This is a genomic window from Staphylococcus devriesei (assembly GCF_002902625.1).
In the GTDB taxonomy this organism is placed as follows: Bacteria; Bacillota; Bacilli; order Staphylococcales; family Staphylococcaceae; genus Staphylococcus; species Staphylococcus devriesei.
In genome coordinates this window covers 37,888-56,933 of sequence record NZ_PPRG01000023.1, presented here as the reverse complement: position 1 = coordinate 56,933, position 19,046 = coordinate 37,888, and the positions used below count along the sequence as shown (strand labels likewise).

General features: G+C 32.2%; 23 protein-coding genes. 5 read left to right on the top strand and 18 right to left on the bottom strand.

Features of this window, described 5'->3' with window-relative positions; genetic code table 11:
• Positions 1-230: 230 nt before the first annotated feature.
• From CD147_RS03910 to CD147_RS03875, 8 genes are read right to left on the bottom strand one after another with little or no spacing between them, the layout of a single operon-like run.
• A complete protein-coding gene (locus tag CD147_RS03910; RefSeq protein WP_103166135.1) occupies positions 231-710 on the bottom strand; it encodes a Na+/H+ antiporter subunit G in 480 nt (159 codons plus the stop codon).
• Positions 685-987, bottom strand: coding sequence for a Na+/H+ antiporter Mnh2 subunit F (gene mnhF2 / locus CD147_RS03905; RefSeq protein WP_103166134.1), 303 nt, complete (start codon positions 985-987; stop codon positions 685-687). Before mnhF2 ends, CD147_RS03910 begins: the two co-directional genes overlap by 26 nt.
• On the bottom strand, positions 984-1,466 hold the full coding sequence (gene mnhE2, locus CD147_RS03900) for a Na+/H+ antiporter Mnh2 subunit E (RefSeq protein WP_103166133.1): 483 nt from the start codon (positions 1,464-1,466) through the stop codon (positions 984-986). The genes mnhF2 and mnhE2 overlap by 4 nt, the downstream gene beginning before the upstream one ends.
• Entirely contained in the window at positions 1,463-2,962 is a 1,500-nt protein-coding gene (gene mnhD2 / locus CD147_RS03895; protein WP_103166132.1) for a Na+/H+ antiporter Mnh2 subunit D, read from the bottom strand. Before mnhD2 ends, mnhE2 begins: the two co-directional genes overlap by 4 nt.
• A complete protein-coding gene (gene mnhC2 / locus CD147_RS03890; protein WP_103166131.1) occupies positions 2,955-3,302 on the bottom strand; it encodes a Na+/H+ antiporter Mnh2 subunit C in 348 nt (115 codons plus the stop codon). Before mnhC2 ends, mnhD2 begins: the two co-directional genes overlap by 8 nt.
• Positions 3,299-3,724 (bottom strand): Na+/H+ antiporter Mnh2 subunit B, encoded by a 426-nt coding sequence (gene mnhB2, locus CD147_RS03885; RefSeq protein WP_103166130.1) that lies wholly within the window; start codon positions 3,722-3,724, stop codon positions 3,299-3,301. The genes mnhC2 and mnhB2 overlap by 4 nt, the downstream gene beginning before the upstream one ends.
• Positions 3,711-6,119 carry a DUF4040 family protein gene (locus CD147_RS03880; RefSeq protein WP_103166129.1) on the bottom strand — a complete coding sequence of 803 codons (2,409 nt, stop codon included), beginning with the start codon at positions 6,117-6,119 and terminating at the stop codon, positions 3,711-3,713. Before CD147_RS03880 ends, mnhB2 begins: the two co-directional genes overlap by 14 nt.
• A 20-nt stretch (positions 6,120-6,139) precedes the next feature.
• Complete coding sequence (locus CD147_RS03875; protein ID WP_103166128.1) at positions 6,140-6,697, bottom strand: tyrosine-type recombinase/integrase; 558 nt, start codon at positions 6,695-6,697, stop codon at positions 6,140-6,142.
• Positions 6,698-6,838: 141 nt separating this feature from the next.
• On the opposite strand from CD147_RS03875, the gene sroA reads away from it, so the two are divergent.
• The 5 genes from sroA (at position 6,839) to sarA (ending at position 10,188) form a co-directional block, all read left to right on the top strand.
• Positions 6,839-7,045 (top strand): sigS mRNA-stabilizing protein SroA, encoded by a 207-nt coding sequence (gene sroA / locus CD147_RS03870; RefSeq protein ID WP_103166127.1) that lies wholly within the window; start codon positions 6,839-6,841, stop codon positions 7,043-7,045.
• 31 nt (positions 7,046-7,076) lie between these two features.
• On the top strand, positions 7,077-7,298 hold the full coding sequence (locus CD147_RS03865; protein ID WP_103166126.1) for a DUF2922 domain-containing protein: 222 nt from the start codon (positions 7,077-7,079) through the stop codon (positions 7,296-7,298).
• Between the two features lie 182 nt (positions 7,299-7,480).
• Positions 7,481-8,407 (top strand): DMT family transporter, encoded by a 927-nt coding sequence (locus CD147_RS03860; protein WP_103166125.1) that lies wholly within the window; start codon positions 7,481-7,483, stop codon positions 8,405-8,407.
• 145 nt (positions 8,408-8,552) lie between these two features.
• Positions 8,553-9,491, top strand: coding sequence for an efflux RND transporter periplasmic adaptor subunit (locus CD147_RS03855; protein WP_103166124.1), 939 nt, complete (start codon positions 8,553-8,555; stop codon positions 9,489-9,491).
• Between the two features lie 322 nt (positions 9,492-9,813).
• The gene (gene sarA / locus CD147_RS03850) at positions 9,814-10,188 is read left to right on the top strand and encodes a global transcriptional regulator SarA (RefSeq protein WP_103166123.1); all 375 of its coding nucleotides are present in this window, start codon (positions 9,814-9,816) and stop codon (positions 10,186-10,188) included.
• Positions 10,189-10,511: 323 nt separating this feature from the next.
• Here sarA and CD147_RS03845 read toward each other — a convergent pair whose 3' ends face one another.
• From CD147_RS03845 to CD147_RS03800, 10 genes are all read right to left on the bottom strand, one after another.
• Positions 10,512-11,306: an alpha/beta fold hydrolase gene (locus CD147_RS03845; RefSeq protein WP_103166122.1), complete on the bottom strand. Its 795-nt coding sequence runs from the start codon at positions 11,304-11,306 to the stop codon at positions 10,512-10,514.
• A gap of 155 nt (positions 11,307-11,461) precedes the next feature.
• Positions 11,462-12,178, bottom strand: a complete 717-nt coding sequence (locus CD147_RS03840) for a hypothetical protein (protein ID WP_103166121.1) — start codon at positions 12,176-12,178, stop codon at positions 11,462-11,464.
• A 187-nt stretch (positions 12,179-12,365) separates the two neighbouring features.
• Positions 12,366-12,872, bottom strand: a complete 507-nt coding sequence (locus CD147_RS03835; RefSeq protein ID WP_103166120.1) for an SA0570 family protein — start codon at positions 12,870-12,872, stop codon at positions 12,366-12,368.
• Between the two features lie 152 nt (positions 12,873-13,024).
• Positions 13,025-13,819, bottom strand: a complete 795-nt coding sequence (locus tag CD147_RS03830; RefSeq protein WP_103166119.1) for an alpha/beta fold hydrolase — start codon at positions 13,817-13,819, stop codon at positions 13,025-13,027.
• Between the two features lies 1 nt (position 13,820).
• Positions 13,821-14,525, bottom strand: coding sequence for an HAD family hydrolase (locus CD147_RS03825; protein WP_103166118.1), 705 nt, complete (start codon positions 14,523-14,525; stop codon positions 13,821-13,823).
• A gap of 49 nt (positions 14,526-14,574) precedes the next feature.
• Positions 14,575-15,531: a FecCD family ABC transporter permease gene (locus CD147_RS03820; RefSeq protein ID WP_103166117.1), complete on the bottom strand. Its 957-nt coding sequence runs from the start codon at positions 15,529-15,531 to the stop codon at positions 14,575-14,577.
• 122 nt (positions 15,532-15,653) lie between these two features.
• On the bottom strand, positions 15,654-16,553 hold the full coding sequence (locus tag CD147_RS03815) for an ABC transporter substrate-binding protein (protein ID WP_103166116.1): 900 nt from the start codon (positions 16,551-16,553) through the stop codon (positions 15,654-15,656).
• 255 nt (positions 16,554-16,808) lie between these two features.
• Positions 16,809-17,315 (bottom strand): DUF805 domain-containing protein, encoded by a 507-nt coding sequence (locus tag CD147_RS03810; protein ID WP_103166115.1) that lies wholly within the window; start codon positions 17,313-17,315, stop codon positions 16,809-16,811.
• 76 nt (positions 17,316-17,391) lie between these two features.
• Positions 17,392-18,156 (bottom strand): MerR family transcriptional regulator, encoded by a 765-nt coding sequence (locus CD147_RS03805; protein ID WP_103166114.1) that lies wholly within the window; start codon positions 18,154-18,156, stop codon positions 17,392-17,394.
• A gap of 99 nt (positions 18,157-18,255) precedes the next feature.
• Positions 18,256-18,897, bottom strand: a complete 642-nt coding sequence (locus tag CD147_RS03800) for an endonuclease III domain-containing protein (protein ID WP_103166138.1) — start codon at positions 18,895-18,897, stop codon at positions 18,256-18,258.
• Positions 18,898-19,046: the final 149 nt, after the last annotated feature.

The window sequence follows — 19,046 nt, the reverse complement described above, 5'->3', positions numbered from 1 at the left end:
GATGTATCTTACACTCTCAATTGATTAATTACTATTTTACCATTAATACGTAAGTGACGTAACTAACTTGCACTATCTATAATAAAAATAAAATTAAATTGTTGTCGCTTATTTAGTTTACAAAAATAGAGATTGAAGACACATTAGGTTACTGCTTTATATTTAACCTTTAAGACTATGTTTCAATCTCTTTTGTTGCTTATTTCTTAATTATTTAGTTTATTTTCGAATTAGTCATCTTGCTTTACTTCTTTGTCTTTTTTACGTTCTAGTTGGCTTTCATAGTACAGTTTTTGACGATGTTTTTCTCGCATTTTTGCTCTAGTTTCTAACTCTTCTTTTGTGTTATATTCTTTTGAGCTTAAGAGTATCGTGCTTTGTCTTGGCACATCATCTTTTCGATACATATAAGCACCTGTACGATAGGCAGCTCGCGCTACAAGATGCATACCTACTGGCGATGTTAAGTTAATAAAGACGATAGATAATAACAGTCTAACACTAAAGAAACTCTGTTCATTCGTAAAATAAATCAATACGCCTACTAATGTTAATAACACAGACAGCGTCGAACTTTTTGTAGAGGCGTGACTCCGTAAAAATACGTCTTGAAATTTAACAATCCCAACCGCACTTATCACGGCGATAATACTTCCTAGAAAAATGAGGAACGCAGCGATGAGATCAACGATTTCGTTTATTAGTTCCATTGAACACGCGACCTCCTCCAATAAATCTTGAAATTGACACAGAGCTTACAAATGAAATAATAGCAATTAACATAATTGAATCTAGGAATGATACAGTATTATAAATCACACTAACTACACCTACGATACACATAATCACGGCACTTGAAGCATCAAATGCGACTACTCTATCTGCGGTTGTCGGCCCCTTGATTAAACGAAATAAGCCAATTAAAAACGCAACCCCGAACAATATTAAAGCACTTGTAGTAAAGAAATTTGTGAGTGTCTCAATCATTGTGACACCTCCATAATCAAGTTTTCATATTGCTTGATGTTCTTTAACAAACTTTCTTTTTCTTTTTCAGAAACATCTATACTATGAATAAAGAATTTATTCGTGGTCTTAGAAATGCGAATAACTGTAGAACCAGGTGTAATAATAATTAATATAGTTAAAAATGTTATCGCCCAATCATTTTTTAAATTTGTTTCATATGTTAATAAACCAGGATTCATATCATTTGTTTTAAACAAAATATAATTAATAATACTAAGACTAGATGTAAGTAGTTGATACAAATATACAGTCAAGAATTTAATAGCTACCCATATCTTTCTAGGATAAAATTCTTGGTCAAAAAAGCGATGCAAGATATAGATAACAATCAACCCAATAATATACCCAGTCACGAAAGTGGAGAATAAGAAAGCATCTTCATCTTGAAAAAGCACCCATAAAAATGCAATCAAGATATTTAATACAATTTGTCTCATTTATTCTCCTCCTTCAAGTGTGTATTAACAATACTATGGTAGTACTTGTCATCTGTGTTAAGTTTTGTAGCATTTTCCGTAGCTGTCATAACCGCTGGCGCTGCAATACCCATCATTAATACAATCGCAATTAATATACCTAATATTGTTTTACGGTGCTTAGGTAGCGGGTTAAAGTCCACTTGCTCACCGTCATTGTCTCCAAAATACATAATAAATAGAATTCTAAACAGACTATACATAGCAAGCAAACTTGTAACAATCATTAAGGCCAAACCGATATAGTTTCCATTTTCAATTGCTCCTTGGAAGATGAGCACTTTACCTGGAAAACCACTAAACGGAGGCACGCCACCTATAGCGAATATTACAACCATAAATGCTACACCATAAAATGGTTCTCTCTTAGCCAAGCCACATAAGTATTTAAATTCACGATAACCTGACATATAGACTAAACTGCCAATGACGAAAAATAGCATCGTCTTCACTACAATATCATTAGCTAAATAGAAGATAGCACCGTGTATACCAGCAAAGGTGTTCGATCCTAACCCTAAAATAACAAAACCGATTGATAATATAACCTGGTATGAGGCAACTGTCTTAATATCATGATAAGCAATGACACCAAAAGCTCCAATAATCATCGTAATACAAGCCATAAAGACTAATAAAGGATGTGTAACACCTGGATGTTGGTCAAATAATAATGTAAAGAAACGAATAAGTGCATATGCGCCCACTTTCGTCATTAAGGCAGCAAATAATGCCGCAAGTTCGGTGTTTAAAACTGAGTAAGCTTTAGGCAGCCACATAAATAATACCAATGCTGCTTTTGAACCAAAGGCCACCATAAAGACAATTGAAATAATAATAATTGATTTATTATCTTGAAGTTGATCTAAACGTAACGCTACTTGCGAGAAATTTAATGTGCCGACTGTTTTATATAACAGTCCAATCCCAAGTAGAAAGAGCCACGAACCAATAATATTTAAAACGACGTAAATAATCGCAGCACGTAATTGTTCGACGGATTGTCCTAAAGTCACTAATACAAATGAAGCTAGTAACATAATTTCGAACATAACGTATAAATTAAACAAATCAGATGTAAGGAATGAACCGATGACCCCTGTAGTTAATAACAGAATAAATGTTGGTAAATAATATCTGTTCACACGTTTCTCGCCACGTCCAAAACCGTAAGACATAATTAATGTCACTACAAACGAGGCAATAGTTACCATAATCAGGCTGAGTGAGTCACCAAGAAATTGAATACCGAATGGTGCTACCCAGCCCCCAAAATCTAAAGTAATAGGTTTATGACGTAACACATAGATAAGTAAGCATAATGAAATGACCGTGTTAAGTGACATTGTTCCAATATATAGAACCTTCGATATTCTGTTTTTATTCTTCGTAAAAACGAGTATAAGTGCACATAATAGAGGCAATAGGATTGGAAGAATTAATATATTACTATTCATTGTTTTCCTCCTCTCCTCTTAATACATCGATATTAGCCTCTTTCGTAACACGATATGTTCTATAAACAAGTACGAGTAGAAATGCAGTCATCGCAAAGCCAATGACAATCGCCGTTAGAACAATCGCTTGTAATAATGGATCTACATAATTCGTGTTCGAACCATGAATTAACGGTTCAGTCATATGATTGTCATAATGACCCATGCTCATAATAATCAAGTTTCCTGCATGCGTATAAATTGAAATACCTATAACAATTCGGATTAAGTTTAGTGATAGTATCATGTACGTTCCTATGAATACTAAGAATCCTATCACAAGCAGTAAGATTAAATTCATGATTTACCACCACTTAATGCCAACATAATAGTAACGATAACGCCAACAACCGTTAAAAGAACACCTAATTCAAATAGCGTAACGGTTGTGACGTGTATGTCTCCTAATAACGGTAGATGTAAATGTGCATCTGTTTGGTATAAGAAGGCCTTACCAAAAAATATAGGAACAATAGCCGTTAGTAATGAAATCATAGCACCGATGATCATTAACTTTTTAAAATCAATTGGGAGACTTTCTAAAACTTGGCGTACATCGAAAGCTAGGAACATTAAGATGAAAGCTGAGCTAAAGATTAACCCACCAATAAAGCCTCCGCCTGGATTATTATGTCCGGCAAAGAACACATAAAATCCAAATGTTAATAATATAAAAACGACGATTTTGGTAACAGTCCTTAATACCACATCATTTTCTTTCATCTTGGCCCCTCCGATCTTTGTAGTGTAATAGTGTGTAAATTCCTAGTCCAGCAATGATAAGAACGACTCCTTCAAACATAGTATCTAATGCTCTAAAGTCGCCGAGAATCGCATTGACTATGTTTTTTCCACCAGTTAATTCATAGGCATTTGTGTAGTATTTTGAGATAGTTTCAAACCCATCGCCTTGTTGGGCAATAAAGATTAGAGTTACAACTGCACCTGCCATAATAAAGGAAACGATTATTTTAACGGCTTCCTTTTTTAAAATAGCATTCGTACGCGCAATATTTGGCAGACGTGAGAAACTGACAATAAAGAGAATTGTAGTAATTGTCTCTACAACTAATTGCGTGAGTGCTAAATCTGGCGCTCTCATTAATAAGAAGAATAATGCTACACTGTACCCAATAATACCGTTTAAAATAACCATCGTTAAACGTTGACGAATAAAGACGAGTGCTACCCCGACAATGCTAATAGTAATTGCCAATATGACTTCTAACGGCCCAAACTCAGAAATGTCGATTTGGTGTAACTTTGGAAAGCCGACTTTCATAAGTCCATACGCTACAAATAATGAAAAGATTAAAAGCGTAATAATATTGTAGTGATTTAAACGGTTATTCATTAACCCTTGAATACTTTTTCCAGAGTAATGTTCAAACACACGGTAAGTTTTGCGATAACTATTCGTAATTGAAGCATACTTAATAAATCTATAAATGTGCGCTTTCCAATTAATTTTCAATGCTAAAATGGCACCTATAACAATTACAATCACGCTAAAGATAAGGGGTAAATTAATCCCATGCCACTGTGACACGTGTGGCGCTAGTGCATCTACTTTAGTACTTAAATTGGTCACATCTCGTAACGCTGGTAAAACAATATGTTCTGTAAAGAAATTAGGTATAAAGAAAATGATTGGTATAAGAACCATTAAAACCATTGCTGGTAAACTGAAAGCCCATGGTTCATGAATATGTTTCTTAGGCACTTTCTTATCGTCAAATTCGCCCCAATACGTTTCTTTTAACATGTAAACTGCATAAACGAAGGTAAAGATGCTTGCGATTACACCTAACAATACGATTATTACTGTTAATGTTAAGCCAAATTGTTGTAAATGAGTGGCGCTTACGAGTGAATCAAAGAACATTTCTTTACTTAGAAATCCATTTAAAAATGGAACGCCTGCCATAGATAGAGCGGCTAACGTCATAACTAAATTCATTTTAGGGAAGTATTTACGCATACCACTTAAACGATAAATATCACGTGTGCCTGCTTCATGATCAATTATCCCTACTCCCATAAATAAGGCACATTTAAATATAGCGTGGTTCATCACATGAAATAGACCGGCAAATAAGATAAGAGTATACGTTTCTGCCATGAGCCCCGTTGGATGTTGCGCGATACCGCCCCCTAAGCCTACCATTGACATAATCATACCTAACTGACTAATCGTAGAATAGGCTAAGATAGCTTTTAAGTCATATTGTCTTAACGCAGTAATTGCCCCGAAAAGCATAGTAATCAATCCAACAAAAGTCACAATATAGATATAACTATTACTTAGTCCCAAAATTGGGGTAAATTTGAATAATAAGAAAATTCCTGCTTTAACCATTGTGGCTGAATGTAAATAAGCACTGACCGGCGTAGGTGCTGCCATAGCTTTAGGCAACCAAATGTGAAATGGAAATTGTGCTGATTTGGTAAATGCACCTATTAATAACATGACCATCATCGGTATAAATAGCGTATGTTCACTAATGTGATGACTTTGTGCTAACAATTCTGAAATTGTATTCGTACCAGTCATGATATAAAGCATGATAAAACCAGTTAGTAAGGCTAAACCACCTAGTACAGTAATAATAAAAGACTGTATCGCTCCTAATTGGCTATTCGCATTACTATACCAATAAGAAATTAATAAAAATGAGGATACGCTTGTTAACTCCCAAAAGACATACATTAAAATTGTATTGTTAGAAACTACAATTCCTAACATACTAAACATAAATAATAATAGATAAAAGAAGAATCGAGGTAAATTATCTCCATTAGGTGATAAATATTGAGTGGCGTAGAAAAATACTGCTATCCCAATCATCGATATAATTAACCCAAACATGAGTCCTAAGCCATCTAATCTTAAATCTAAGTTCACATCTATTGCAGGCATCCAAGGTACTTTAAATGCTACAAATTTCTGCTGCATAACGTTAGGGATTTGGATAAGGAAATATATAGAAGAGATAATGGGCGCTATTAACGCTATATATCCAACATATCGTCTTAAACGATGGAACGGTTTAAACAATGTTACTAAGATGATCCCCATAATAATTATGAGGCCACTTAGTAAATACACTAAGCTCATCAAAAGCCTCCTTTTTTAAGTTATAAATTTAAAGCAATAATGGTATGGTGTTCTTCTTTTGGCGATAAACCAATAAATTTCACCGTTTCTTGCGTAGTCTGGTGTCCCAAGTATTTTTGAATGATTGCAATAGAAATACCCGATTTATAGGCATGATATGCAAAAGTTTTACGCAATGTAGTTAAACCAATGTGTAGTAAGCCTAATTCTTCAGCAGCATGATGAATAATTCGATATGCTTGTTGCCTAGATAATTCTCTATGAGTACGAATAGATTGGAACAATAGTTCATCATTCTTCAGTTGATTACGTTCAATATACCCATCCATCTCTTCCCTTAAATCATTAGGCAATTTAATTTTTATAGAAGGCGCACACTGTTGTATCCATGAGGTTTTGATTTCTCCCCTTTCAACTACTTTAATATCTCTAACTTTCAGATTTAATAAATCCACTAGGCGAATGCCTGTATGTATTGCTAATTTAAAGAAAAGATAGTCTCTATCTGATTTGACCTTTAATATGTAATACATTTTTTTAATATCATCTTTATTTCGAATAGGTTCAACTTGATTCATTTATCCACCTCTAAAAAGTTTCTTATTTAATGATAAATCATAAATTAGTAACATGAAATAATTTTGCTTAATTTTTTCGATTTAAGGTGTCCTTTTTTTCGTCCATTTTCGATATATAGTGTGAAAGGAGGTGAAACACTTATGAATGAAGTTACTCAATTATCAGTTGTTTGTACCCGTATCACTCACGACGAAAATGGTAAAGCGAAAGAAAATAAACGCCGTTTTACTAATCTAAACACTAGTGCTACTGACGCCGAAATCAAATCTTTCGTAGATGTTATTTCGCATTTACTTGGCGAAGATTTTGATAAAGTCGAAGCAATTAAAACACAAGACTTAGCGTAAAATAAGTCGCAAAATATAAGGAGGTTATGATATGTCTAAAACATTAGAACTTGTGTTTAAAACTAATCTAAACAAATCAGCAAAATTGCAGTTCCCGCAAATTGAAGGTGCTATAACTGAAGCGGGCGCCCGTGCTGCTATGGATAATATAATTAAATTAAATATTTTAAAACCTAGTGCAGGCACTCCGGTTAAAGTCGATTCAGCTCAAATAGTTGACGTCACAACTACAGTTATTTTTGCAGAAAAGTAATACAAATAATTATTGAGAAGAGATTGAGACACTAATCTTTTATGCTCTGGGAGACCAATATATAGTGTCTCAACCTCTCTCTTATACATATTTCAAGTTATTTAATCTTGTAGTTTTCGACAATAAAATACATAATAAGTATGGTTATAAAGTTATATATAGAAAGTTGAGGAAGTCGAAACGTGATATTTTTATTTATTCTCGGTATTGTGGCAGGTATGATGGTCCCTATCCAAACTTCCATCAATTCTCGTCTAGGACGATACACTGAATCATCGTTCTATGCATCCACCATTTCATTTTTTGTAGGCACATTATTTCTATTTATTTTAAATATTCTTTTTAATACTCAGATGTTTTCACATTCGTTTTATAACGGCCATTCAATAGATTATCATTGGTGGGTTGGCGGATTACTTGGCGTCTGTTTCTTAACAGGTAACTTACTTTTGTTACCACGTTTAGGCGCTACTTTAACTGTGGTAATGACAGTTGCAGGTCAAATTTGTATGGGCGTTGTTATTGATACGTTTGGATTACTTGGAGCAAGCCAACATTCATTTACATTTCTCAAAGGTGTAGGTGTTGTCGTATTATTTTTAGGTATTCTCTTAATGAATTACATACCTAGAAATAAATTAGAAGAAAAAACGAATCCGACATTTTATCTTTGGCTCATAGTAGGATTTGTATTTGGCTTTGCGCCACCATTACAAACAACGATTAATAGTGGGTTATCTCAACAAATGCATTCTTCTCTCTTCGCCTCTTTAATTTCATTTACGGTAGGTACAATCGCGTTATTTATTCTTACATTGATTTTTAATAGAAGCCTGAAAATTAAAATAACTCAACCTGATATAGGACAAATTAAACCACTCTACTTTATCGGTGGTATATTAGGCGTTGTATTTGTCACTTCAAACATTATTTTGATGCCATTTTTAGGTGCTGCATTGACTACCATCATCGCTATGCTTGGTCAGATGCTTATGGGCGTAATTATTGATCACTTTGGTTTAGGTGTACATAAGAGCCCTATTACTTTACGCAAATTTAGTGGTTTAATAGCCATTGCCATTGGAATTATCTTATTACGGTTATTTTAATTTCATCTAAAAATTTAAATAATTTCACTTTCGATGTCTTCTTAATTAAAAATTGAGAAGACATTTTATTATCTCTAGAAAATGTCTAGATTAAGGGGATTCTTGCTGTATAATTAATATATAAAATTAAATAGAGGTGACCTATTTGAAAAAACATTTAACCCCTTTAACTATCTTAATCCCGTTTTTACTCCTTCTTATTTTGATTTTTAGTTATTATATTTATTTAAAGTTACCTAGCCAACCTAATTTATCTAAAGTCAAAACCATCATTGCCAAACCTCATTACCCTCTCTCATTTACAGGTATTCAAGAAGCTAAAGAAAGTTATACGGTTTATTACAATCCTTCCCTAGGCGAAATGCCAGATATTTTAGTTACAAATAATGCTACTGTGAAACCCCACACACCATTATTGGAATATTATAATACCTATATTGGAAAATTAATTGTCGCTAAAAAGAAAACATTAGTCTCCATACGTAGTCTTCAACCTATAACTGAACCACTTTCCCTTGCGACAATTAATTTGTATGACCAAATCGCAGAACTTCAAAGTCGACTTCGCATCCAACTTAGCTCCCCAATTCAAGGAAAAGTAACTATACTTCATTCATTCCCCTCAAAAAGTAATACTAAAATAATGCAAATTAATAGCGAAAAACGTATTATTCGTGCTACTATTACTGAATCTCAACTGTCTCGCATTAAAGTCAACCAAACAGTTATGATTACTCCGAAATCTTCTCCATTGTTTACAGGAAGAGTACTTTCAATATCTTCAACACCTTTCAAAATTGAAAAAAATAAATCTATGTATCATATTATTGTTTCAACAAAAGCTCAATATCCTATCGGCTATCATTTTAAAATTGAATCAGGTGCTATTGAATTTCAAGTGCCAACAAGTGTTATCTATGATAAACATTATATTTTTGTTACACAAAATAACAAAATTATTAAAAGAAAAATAAAATACAACAAAAGTCAAAAAAGTGGGTATATTATAGTATTCAACGGAATAAATATTGGCGATAAAATTATAGTGAACCCAACTTCATCACTTCTGCAAAATAACGAGTAATATTTTATCTTACAAAATATTCAGTTTATTTTTTATTATATGGAGCTACGCAATAATCATTCGTGAATAATTGCTTTTAAAAAATTGCTTTCATTTCCAAACAAAGTATTTATTAATCAAAATATTGTTTTATTAAGTGCTTTTTTGTTTACTTCTTAAAATTATTTAGTTATAATTAACTAAATAATATAGCATTAAATTAATTTAATAAAATTCTTTTAATCTAAATTATTAAAGTAATTTTAACTATTAAAAGACGTTATATATAGAGTTAACGGGCGCAACACAAAATAGAGAGGACACTAGTTGGGGAGGTTACAAAATGGCTATATCAAAAATTAATGATTGTTTCGAACTATTAGCTATGATTACTTATGCAGATAAATTAAAAAGTATCATTAAAAAGGAATTTTCAATTAGCTTTGAGGAATTCGCAGTACTAACTTACATTAGTCAAAGTAAGGAAGATGAGTACTACTTAAAAGATATTATTAACCACTTAAACTACAAACAACCACAAGTAGTTAAAGCTGTTAAAAATTTATCTCAAGAAGATTACTTCGATAAAAAACGTAATGAACATGACGAAAGAACAGTATTGATTCTTGTAAATGGTACACAACGTAAGAAGATCGATGAATTATTAGCTAGAGTTAACACTCGTATTGAACAAGCTAACAAGGAAACAGAATTATAATTCTTTGAAGCTATTTCAAACTATAATTAGGTTTTAATTCTAATTATTTAAAGAGTATTGGGAATGTATCCCATGATTATAGGAGATGTGAGGATGATTGTTATTATCTTCATGTCTTTTTTTGTATTAATAGATTCTATTATTTAGGAGTGTGCCTGAAATTTTAATAATTAGCACCTTAGAAGGATGATAAATGGCATTTTAAAAGTATGAGCATCGATCTAATCTTCATAAAAAAATAAACTATACACAAGTTACCTTCTATCTTCGGAGGACTAGTATAGTTTATTGAGTAAGCATTACTTATTAAATGATTTTCCTTCTTAATATGATTTATATTTTTCAATAAAACTTAAAAATAAATCTAAAAATCTGTCTGCTTCTTCTACATAAGGTGCATGCCCTGAATCTTCAAATAATACTTTTTCGATATTTTGGAAATGCTCTTCCATTTCGTAATGGTTCTTGTCTCTAATAATCGGATCATAACGTCCGTTAATAATTAAAGTTGGCACTTCGATATTATGTGTAAATTTCTTATTAGCATTCACTGTTTCTAAAAGTGCTCGGCTTGCTACCGCGCTATCTTCTGGACTCTGTTTACTATATAAGCGTTGGCGCTGAAACCATTTCATCGCTTGCCCATAATTTTTATAAATAAATGGGAAGAGTATGAGTAGTGCTTCTGATTTATTGAATCCAGCGACTTCATCTTGTTGTTCAATCATTAACTTTGTAAAGCCATGAATAATATCTTCAACTTTTGAAGATATTATTGTTAAAGAGTGTACTTTTTTCTCATGTTTTTCTGTAAATTCCCTCGCGATGATGCCTCCCATATCATGACCTAAAATATGTGCTCGATTAATATTTAATTTATCCATTAAGATGTATAAGTCTTTCACGTGATCATCTAAGCTATATGAATTAGGTCGGCTAGATTTACCATGCCCTCTAACATCATATGCTATTACTCTATATTGATCTTGTAATTGTTTATTTAATAAATAAAAAGCTGCGGAATTACCGTCTAAGCCATGAATTAATATAATGGGAATGCCTTGTCCTTCATCTTGGTAAGCGATTTTCGTTTGATTTACCGTTTGAATTTTTTTCATAGTGGCACCTCCCTTAGTTTTTACTATACCCCTTTAATCAGCGCTTACGCTATGAACATCCATACTATTAATTTTATTTTTATTTAATAGTTTTTTTATCAAAAAAAGCCCAACCGTCATTATTCTATTGACTGGTTGAGCTTCATTTTCATCTATTAAACTTTAGTTCTTGAGGATAATCGAATAGTATAGAAAATAATTAACACCACAATAATTATCCAAATAAGAAGAGAGAAGATTTGTGCAATTTCAGGATTTGTAATTACAGCGTCAATTGTTTTTTGGCAGAATAATAAACCAATCACTGTATATTCTAATCTTTTAAAGAAAACACCTGCTAAGCCTAAAATAATTCCTACAAAAAATACAAATTGATGACTGTAGATTGTGATAGGAATAATTCCCCACGTAAAATTAAAGGCACGCATAATAATTAAGACGAGCGTTATAATCGCTATACTATAACCAATAAGAATTTCAGGTCGGTTGCTATAGAGATATTTCTTCCTTTCTACTCGAAGATTAATAATTATACTTAGCGGAAAGACAACAATACAATAAAAGATTGAAATTGTCGTCGCCGCTTGGAAGGGCACATATTGTTTATCGTATAAATAAGAAATCAAGACAAAATTTACTATAAAAAATACAACCGGGTTAAGTTGCAAACCAAATAAGTTACGTTGAATTGTCAAAATAATTTGAGCCGGTGATTTACCTCTATATTCTAAATAATCTTGATCTCTCGCTTCAGACTTTTTCAAATCTGTGCGTAAATTCTCTTTTGCATCATCAATTAGATTAGGAGCCATTCCTTTATGGCTAAAGTAGTCATTGATATTTTCAAGTAACACTTTGTCGTTAGTTCTCATGAGTTACTCCTTTATAAATCGAAGGTTAAGATATAATTCTCTTTGCAATATCTACAATATCTTATCCCTCTCATTGTTTCATTGTTCAATTAAGCATTTTATCATATATTGATATTAATTTCTTTTGCTATAAAAAAATAGAGTAGATTAAAATTCGAAAATGAATTTTAATCTACTCTAGAACTTATTATTTAGCTATATCAATACGGTATAATTTTAAGTTTTTATCTTGTGTCCCGTTTGAACCAAATTGATAACTTGTATTGCCTTTTTGGATATAACCAAAGTTACCACTTATTTTGTTATATTGCACACGTGTCAACGCATTTTGACCTACGCTTTTTTTAACTTGATTATAAGTTGGACCATTCGCTTCGTTATAAGTCATAGATACTCTAGTTACATAACCTTGATTTTTTTTACCATTCGCAGTTACAACTAACACACCTTTATTTGTACGATATTCATAATAACTTTCACGGTTATTCGGATTTTTAGAATAGATTGGTGTACCGTATTTGTGTGTAACATTTTTGATTGACTCGCCAAGTGTAACATTTTCTAATGATTTTTGTCCTTGAGTTAATTGTTGAACTGTTTGAATTGAATTACCACTAGCCGCTTCGGCATGATTTACGCCTACTCCTGTCATTACTAGTCCTGAAACTAAAAATGCCGCTACTAATTTTTTCATAAGCACTCTCTCCTTTATCTCTTTTCTCGTCTTGTGCTTATTTATAGTACACCCTCATTATTACTAAAATAACAGCATTATTACAAAAATGTTACATTTTTATTTTTTTATGTAACAAACCTTAGTTAATCTAATTCGCCAAGCCAATTAATTTAACGTTGTGGCATGTGTTTTTTTATAAACGGAGTGATGTCCTCAATGAATTTTTCTTTTTCTTCTTCAAATGGATACAAGCTAGATTGACTATAAACTTCAAATTGTACTTCTCCGATTAAATCAGCTACTTCTTTCGCTTCGACAGTGGTAATTCTCTCTCCATACTCTCCTACAATAATATATGTTGGTTTTTCTACTCGATTAAACCCACTTGCGATATTCGTTTCTTTAAAGACATCTTCAATCGCTTGAGTTTCTTCTTTGGTTGAAATAGCATTGGTATCTTCAACATGTTTTAGGAATTTATTAATTTTACGTGGTTTAAAATATCTACGTTTTTCCAAGAACTTATCTTGTTTATTATCTTCCCAGTTGCGGATTTTATGAGAATATTTTCTAAACAAGCGTTCTTCTGGCAACTCCCCTTCAATAGATGTCGGGCTTACCATCGTTAGTGAAGAGACGTAATTAGGATAACGCTCGGATAAATCAGCAATAATCGCCGACCCCATTTCATGCCCAATGAATGCAGCTTCATCTATATATAAATAATCGAGTAATTGGATAATATCGTCTGCAAATTCATTAAATTTAATCTCCCTTGGCTTATCAGAATAGCCATGCCCTCGTAAATCCATTAATACCACTTGAAATGACTTCGCCAACTCTTTTGCTACATTTTGGAAAATTGAAGCATTCTCATAAGCAGTATGAACTAATACGACCGGGTAACCTTCTCCCATCGTATCGTAATGGAGTGATAAACCACCTTTTCTAGTAAATAAATCCATTTCAATCCTCTCCTTCTTGCTTAATATTAATTGGTAAAATAGATAGTAATTCTTCGATAGTAGAGATAATATAGTCTACTTCTTCAGCGAGAGGTTCAATTTCAGCATCGTCATGTTTAAACCAAACACTTACCATTCCCATTGCTCGAGCAGGTGCTACATCATTAAGGGCATCGTCCCCTACATACATAATTTCTTCTGGTTCAACATCTAATTGATCAATCATATCTTCGAATATTTTAGGATGGGGTTTACGATATCCAACTGTTTCAGACGTAGATAAATAATTAATGACATGCCCTAAGCCTAATGAGTGTAGTCGAAACTGTTTTATCTTAGATTTTCCATTCGCTATCACGCCTAATGTGTAATCACTGTTAGATAGTTTTTCCAAAGTGTAAAGCGTGTCATAGTATGGGAATACATAGCGATAGAAATGCATCTCAAAGTCATTAAATAAATCTTTCCAACTCAATCTATCAATATGAAATTGTTTGATAATCGCTTTATATAAATCAGGTTTATCATTATCTTCATCATCATCCAACTCGATAAATTTGCACTTAAAATCCGCTAATTGAACATGCACAAAGTAATCGTGAAAGCGTTCATATTGTTCTTCAATAAATTTATCTCTTGATTTAGTTCTATCTAATAAGGTTCCTTCTAAATCAAACACAACTGCTTTTATATGGCTTAAATCCATGATTTTTCCCTCTTAGTTCTATAATTATTCTTTTAATTCTTTATCTTATTTAACTTATTACATCTTTTTGTTTAATCAAAATGTAAAACAATGTTGGAATACCAATTAATGCTAAAATAATACTTGCAGGTATTTGTACTGGATGAATTATCGTACTGCCTATCCAATCGGCGAATAGCATAATAGTAGCACCAATTAATATATTTAATGTCATTTGTACGCTTAATGTATAGTGCCAATAACGTTGTCGTATAAGTTGAGGCACAATCATACCTATAAAACCAATGACTCCGATATACGCTACAGCAATCGCTGTCATAATTGATGCGAGTATAAGTACAATAAATGTCACACGCTGCACTTTTAACCCTAAAGACCGGCTTTTCAATTCTCCTAATTGTAAAAGCTTAATAGTTGGTATCATACAAAATAAGATAATAACAACCGGGATGGCTACACTTCCAATATACATCGCTTCCCGCATTTCTGCAGTTGCAAATCCGCCAAAGAAATAATTCGCAATTTGTTTCATGGCATTCGGCTTAATTAATACAAGGATATAGAGTAACGCATTAAATAACGATCCAATCATTAAACCAGTAATAATTAATACTCTAATTGGGTAACCTCGAGACATTACCGCTGTAATTATAAGAACAATGATTAAAGTAATTAAACTAAATCCTATAGAAAAAATAGGAGTCAAAATAAATGAAAATCCTAAGAACACCGAAAGACCTGAGCCGAATGTAGCACCACTAGCCAACCCAAGCGTAAAACTATCAGCTAAAGGGTTGTTTAATACAGTTTGAAACATTTGCCCAGCTAACGTTAGAATTGCGCCAGTCAATATCGCTTCTAATACTCTTGGTAATCTGACTTTATAAAGAATAGTTTGATTAAAAGTATCATTCAATGTGCCTAAATCCCAAAATAAGCTAGCTATAATAGTGAGGCACAAACAAAATCCCCATATTATAAATGTTAAATAAATTGTCTTCGTCATTTTATCAACTCTTCAACTATCTTTCTATCATCTTCTATATTATAACCGATACGTCAAAAAGAAAACGGAACAGAAATCTTTGAAAGTTCAAAGATTTCATTGCCCCGCCTTAACAATATGAATTATCGTTTATAAATCGCATCACGTAATTCTTTTAACCCTTCATCGATACGTGGACCTGGACGCGAAATTTCATCACCATTTACTGTTTCTACACGTTCATTTTTAACTGCTTTAATTTGTTCAAAGCCTCCACGTTTTTTAATTACTTTATAATAATCTGACTTAGACAAGCCTTCTGTAGAAATTAAAATATCAGGATTTTTTTTAATTATACTTTCTTTATCTACTGCTTTCCAACCTTCAATGTTTGAAAAGCTATTTTTAGCACCAAGTTTGTTAAGCATGTCATCGAAGAACGTACCTTTTCCTGCTGTATAAATATCAGGTTTAGAAGATACTTCCATAAAGACACTTTGTGATTGATGATGTTTCGGCACTGATTTAACTACTTTTTCAACATTTTTCTTTGTTTCATTAATTAATTCATCAGCCTGCTTTTCACGCCCAGTTACTTCTCCAACTTGTTTAAAAGTATCATATGTTTGTTCAAGTGATTGCGCATCTTTAACATATACTACTTTAACACCACTTTTCTCTATACTATCTAGCACTTTTTTAGAAGTTCCTTTTTGAGATTCATGTGCTAAAATCAAGTCGGGTTTTGCTTTAAGTAAATCTTCTTTATTTAAATTCATCGCATCAAATTGTTGTTTACCTTTTTTAACGTCTTTTGGGTAATCATCAACTGTAGACACGCCGACAACATTCTTTCCTAAGCCTAATTCATATAAAATCTCTGTATTACTAGGTATAAGTGAGACAATACGTTTATAAGATTGATGATTATTGGATGAAGATTGATTTGATTCTGATGACTTGTTAGATTGATTACTTTGACCACAAGCCGCTAACACAAGCATTAACGCTACAAGCACTAACCATATTTTCTTATGTAACATGTTACTACTAAAACCTGCCTTTCTTGATAGAAGTTTATGCCTTTATAATAACAAATTACTTTTATAATTAATTAAATTCCATGCTATTTAAATAAGGAATTTTACACTTTAACCATAGTATTGACTTAGACCTCAAAAAGTTTAAACTCTAGTATTCATATTTATGTATTGTACTTATTTTTTAAACAAAAAATAAGACACCTTTATGTTTATTAAGGTGCCTCATTTATAAAATGGTGTATGTTAAGCAATGATTTAATAATATTCAGGTTCTTTAGGATTAGGACCATAGGTATTAGAACCCTGTTCACTATCTTTTATACAATAAATCAAGGCGATTATTGAGATAATAAGCAATGCAAATGAAATAGCACCTATTACAATCGTAACTATCGTTCCAACTACGCCTGTAAAGAAACTATCTAAAGATACGTGAAAGTATGTGTCAGCAAGTGTTTCTATTTCGCGAATTAACATGCAAACAAGCATGATGACAGGAATCGTCATTGTATGGCCAACATCATGAAATCTACGCACCGACATCGTAAATAATCCTATTAAGAGAACTAAATCTATTATTTCATAGACTATGCCGAAAAATATTTCGCCATCTTTAAAAATCGAGGTTAAGATACCGAAAATTAGACCTAACAAAATTAATACAAGGATGTTGCATAGCGTAGCTAACCAGTAATGACGTCGTCTTGTACGCCCTTCGATATTTAGGTAATTTTGCCAAAAAAGCTTATACGCTTCAATCATTGTCTTCTCTCCTTAAATATGTAATTAATTGTATGTTAATTTAATCATTACACATTTAAAGATTTATTAAAATAGTTTATTGGTTATACGCTCGTATAGCTTGAGCGATATACTGGTTAAGTCTAGAATTACGACTTTTATTGATATTTTGCGCAAAGCGTTCATCATTCTCATAAGTTAACGCCATATATTCCAAAAATTGTCCATCAACATTGGGTACTTGACGTTGTAGAATCGATTTTAATTCTGAAATGTAACGGTATACCTGTATTTCGTTGGCATTATAACCTTCTTCTAACAATACATTCATCTTTTCGAAAAACTGATTCAGCTGCTGATTTACATTACTGTCAGATTTTTGCTTATCTGAATCACTTAAATTTTTACGTTGCGTTTTAAACGCTTGATAATATTCAGTGTCTCCATATTTTAATTCTGCTTCTCGGTCGTATTGATCCTGTACATTAAAATCATTAAATTTCTCCATATTAATCTCCTCTTCTCTATTATGAGTAAGATGATAATCGAGGAAAGTAATCATTTGATTAAGCTGATTACGATGTTGAATAATTTGCATATAATTGTTTTCTAAAATTTGATTTTTCTCTCTAATACTTTTATCAAAATATTGTTGGATGTCATGCAACGATAAATTAAGTTGTCTAAGAAAGATAATAACCTGCAATTTAGCAATATCTTGAGTAGAATAATAGCGATAGCCACTTTCTGCAATATAACTGGGTACTAATAACTCAATTTCGTGATAGTAATGTAGCGTCCGTGTACTAATATTTGTAATCTGATGTACTTCTTTAGGAGTGAAATATTCATTATTTAACATTAAGCGGCACTCCCCCTGTCCTTTCGCAACTTATTTCAACATCACTTAACTTCAATATATCATCTAATAAGGAGTATGAGCTATGACGAAACGTGAAGGTCAATCCTTATCTATAAAATAATTATCTAAAAATGTATAGCGTTGTACTCCTTTTCCGTTAAAATAATTTTTCCCAAAATTATCTAGCAACGCATGAAATTCATTAGCATCTTGATTAGTAAAATATGTTGGCAAGATTATATACTTTTTAAATTTATCGTAACTTTCAGTTTGCGTATAACCTAATTTATGATAAAGACGACGTGTATAACTGTCTGGTATAAACTCGATTCCCCCAAAAATATAGACAATTAAAACGTCTGCTGTTTCGCTACCTACACCTCGAATATTTAATAATTCTCGCCTTAAATTTTGTCCATGAATACGTGCTATTTCTTCATAATTAAATCGGTAATTCTCTAACCATTGAAATAAAGCGTGAATCGCTTTACCTTTATTTTTATAGAAACCACTAGAACGAATCACTTCTTGTAATTCTTCTAAAGGCATTTTTAAAATGTGATAAGGATCAAATTGCGTTTCTTCTTTTAACCGTTGCAAAGCCATATCTGCATTTTTCCAATTCGTATTTTGAACTAAAATAGCACCTAACATAATTTCTTCTGGCGTTTTCCCAGGCCACCAACCTTGAGGACCCATATGTTGGTACAATATCTTATAAAGTTCTTCTGTTGTTAGCATTGGCATGCTTTCCCTCCATTTATCACAATTTGATAACTTAACCATGTTTACTTTTCCCTAAATAATTACCTATAATACAAGGCTGAGACACTATATATTAATGTCTCAGCCTCTCACATAAGGTATATTTATTTATAAATAATCTAATT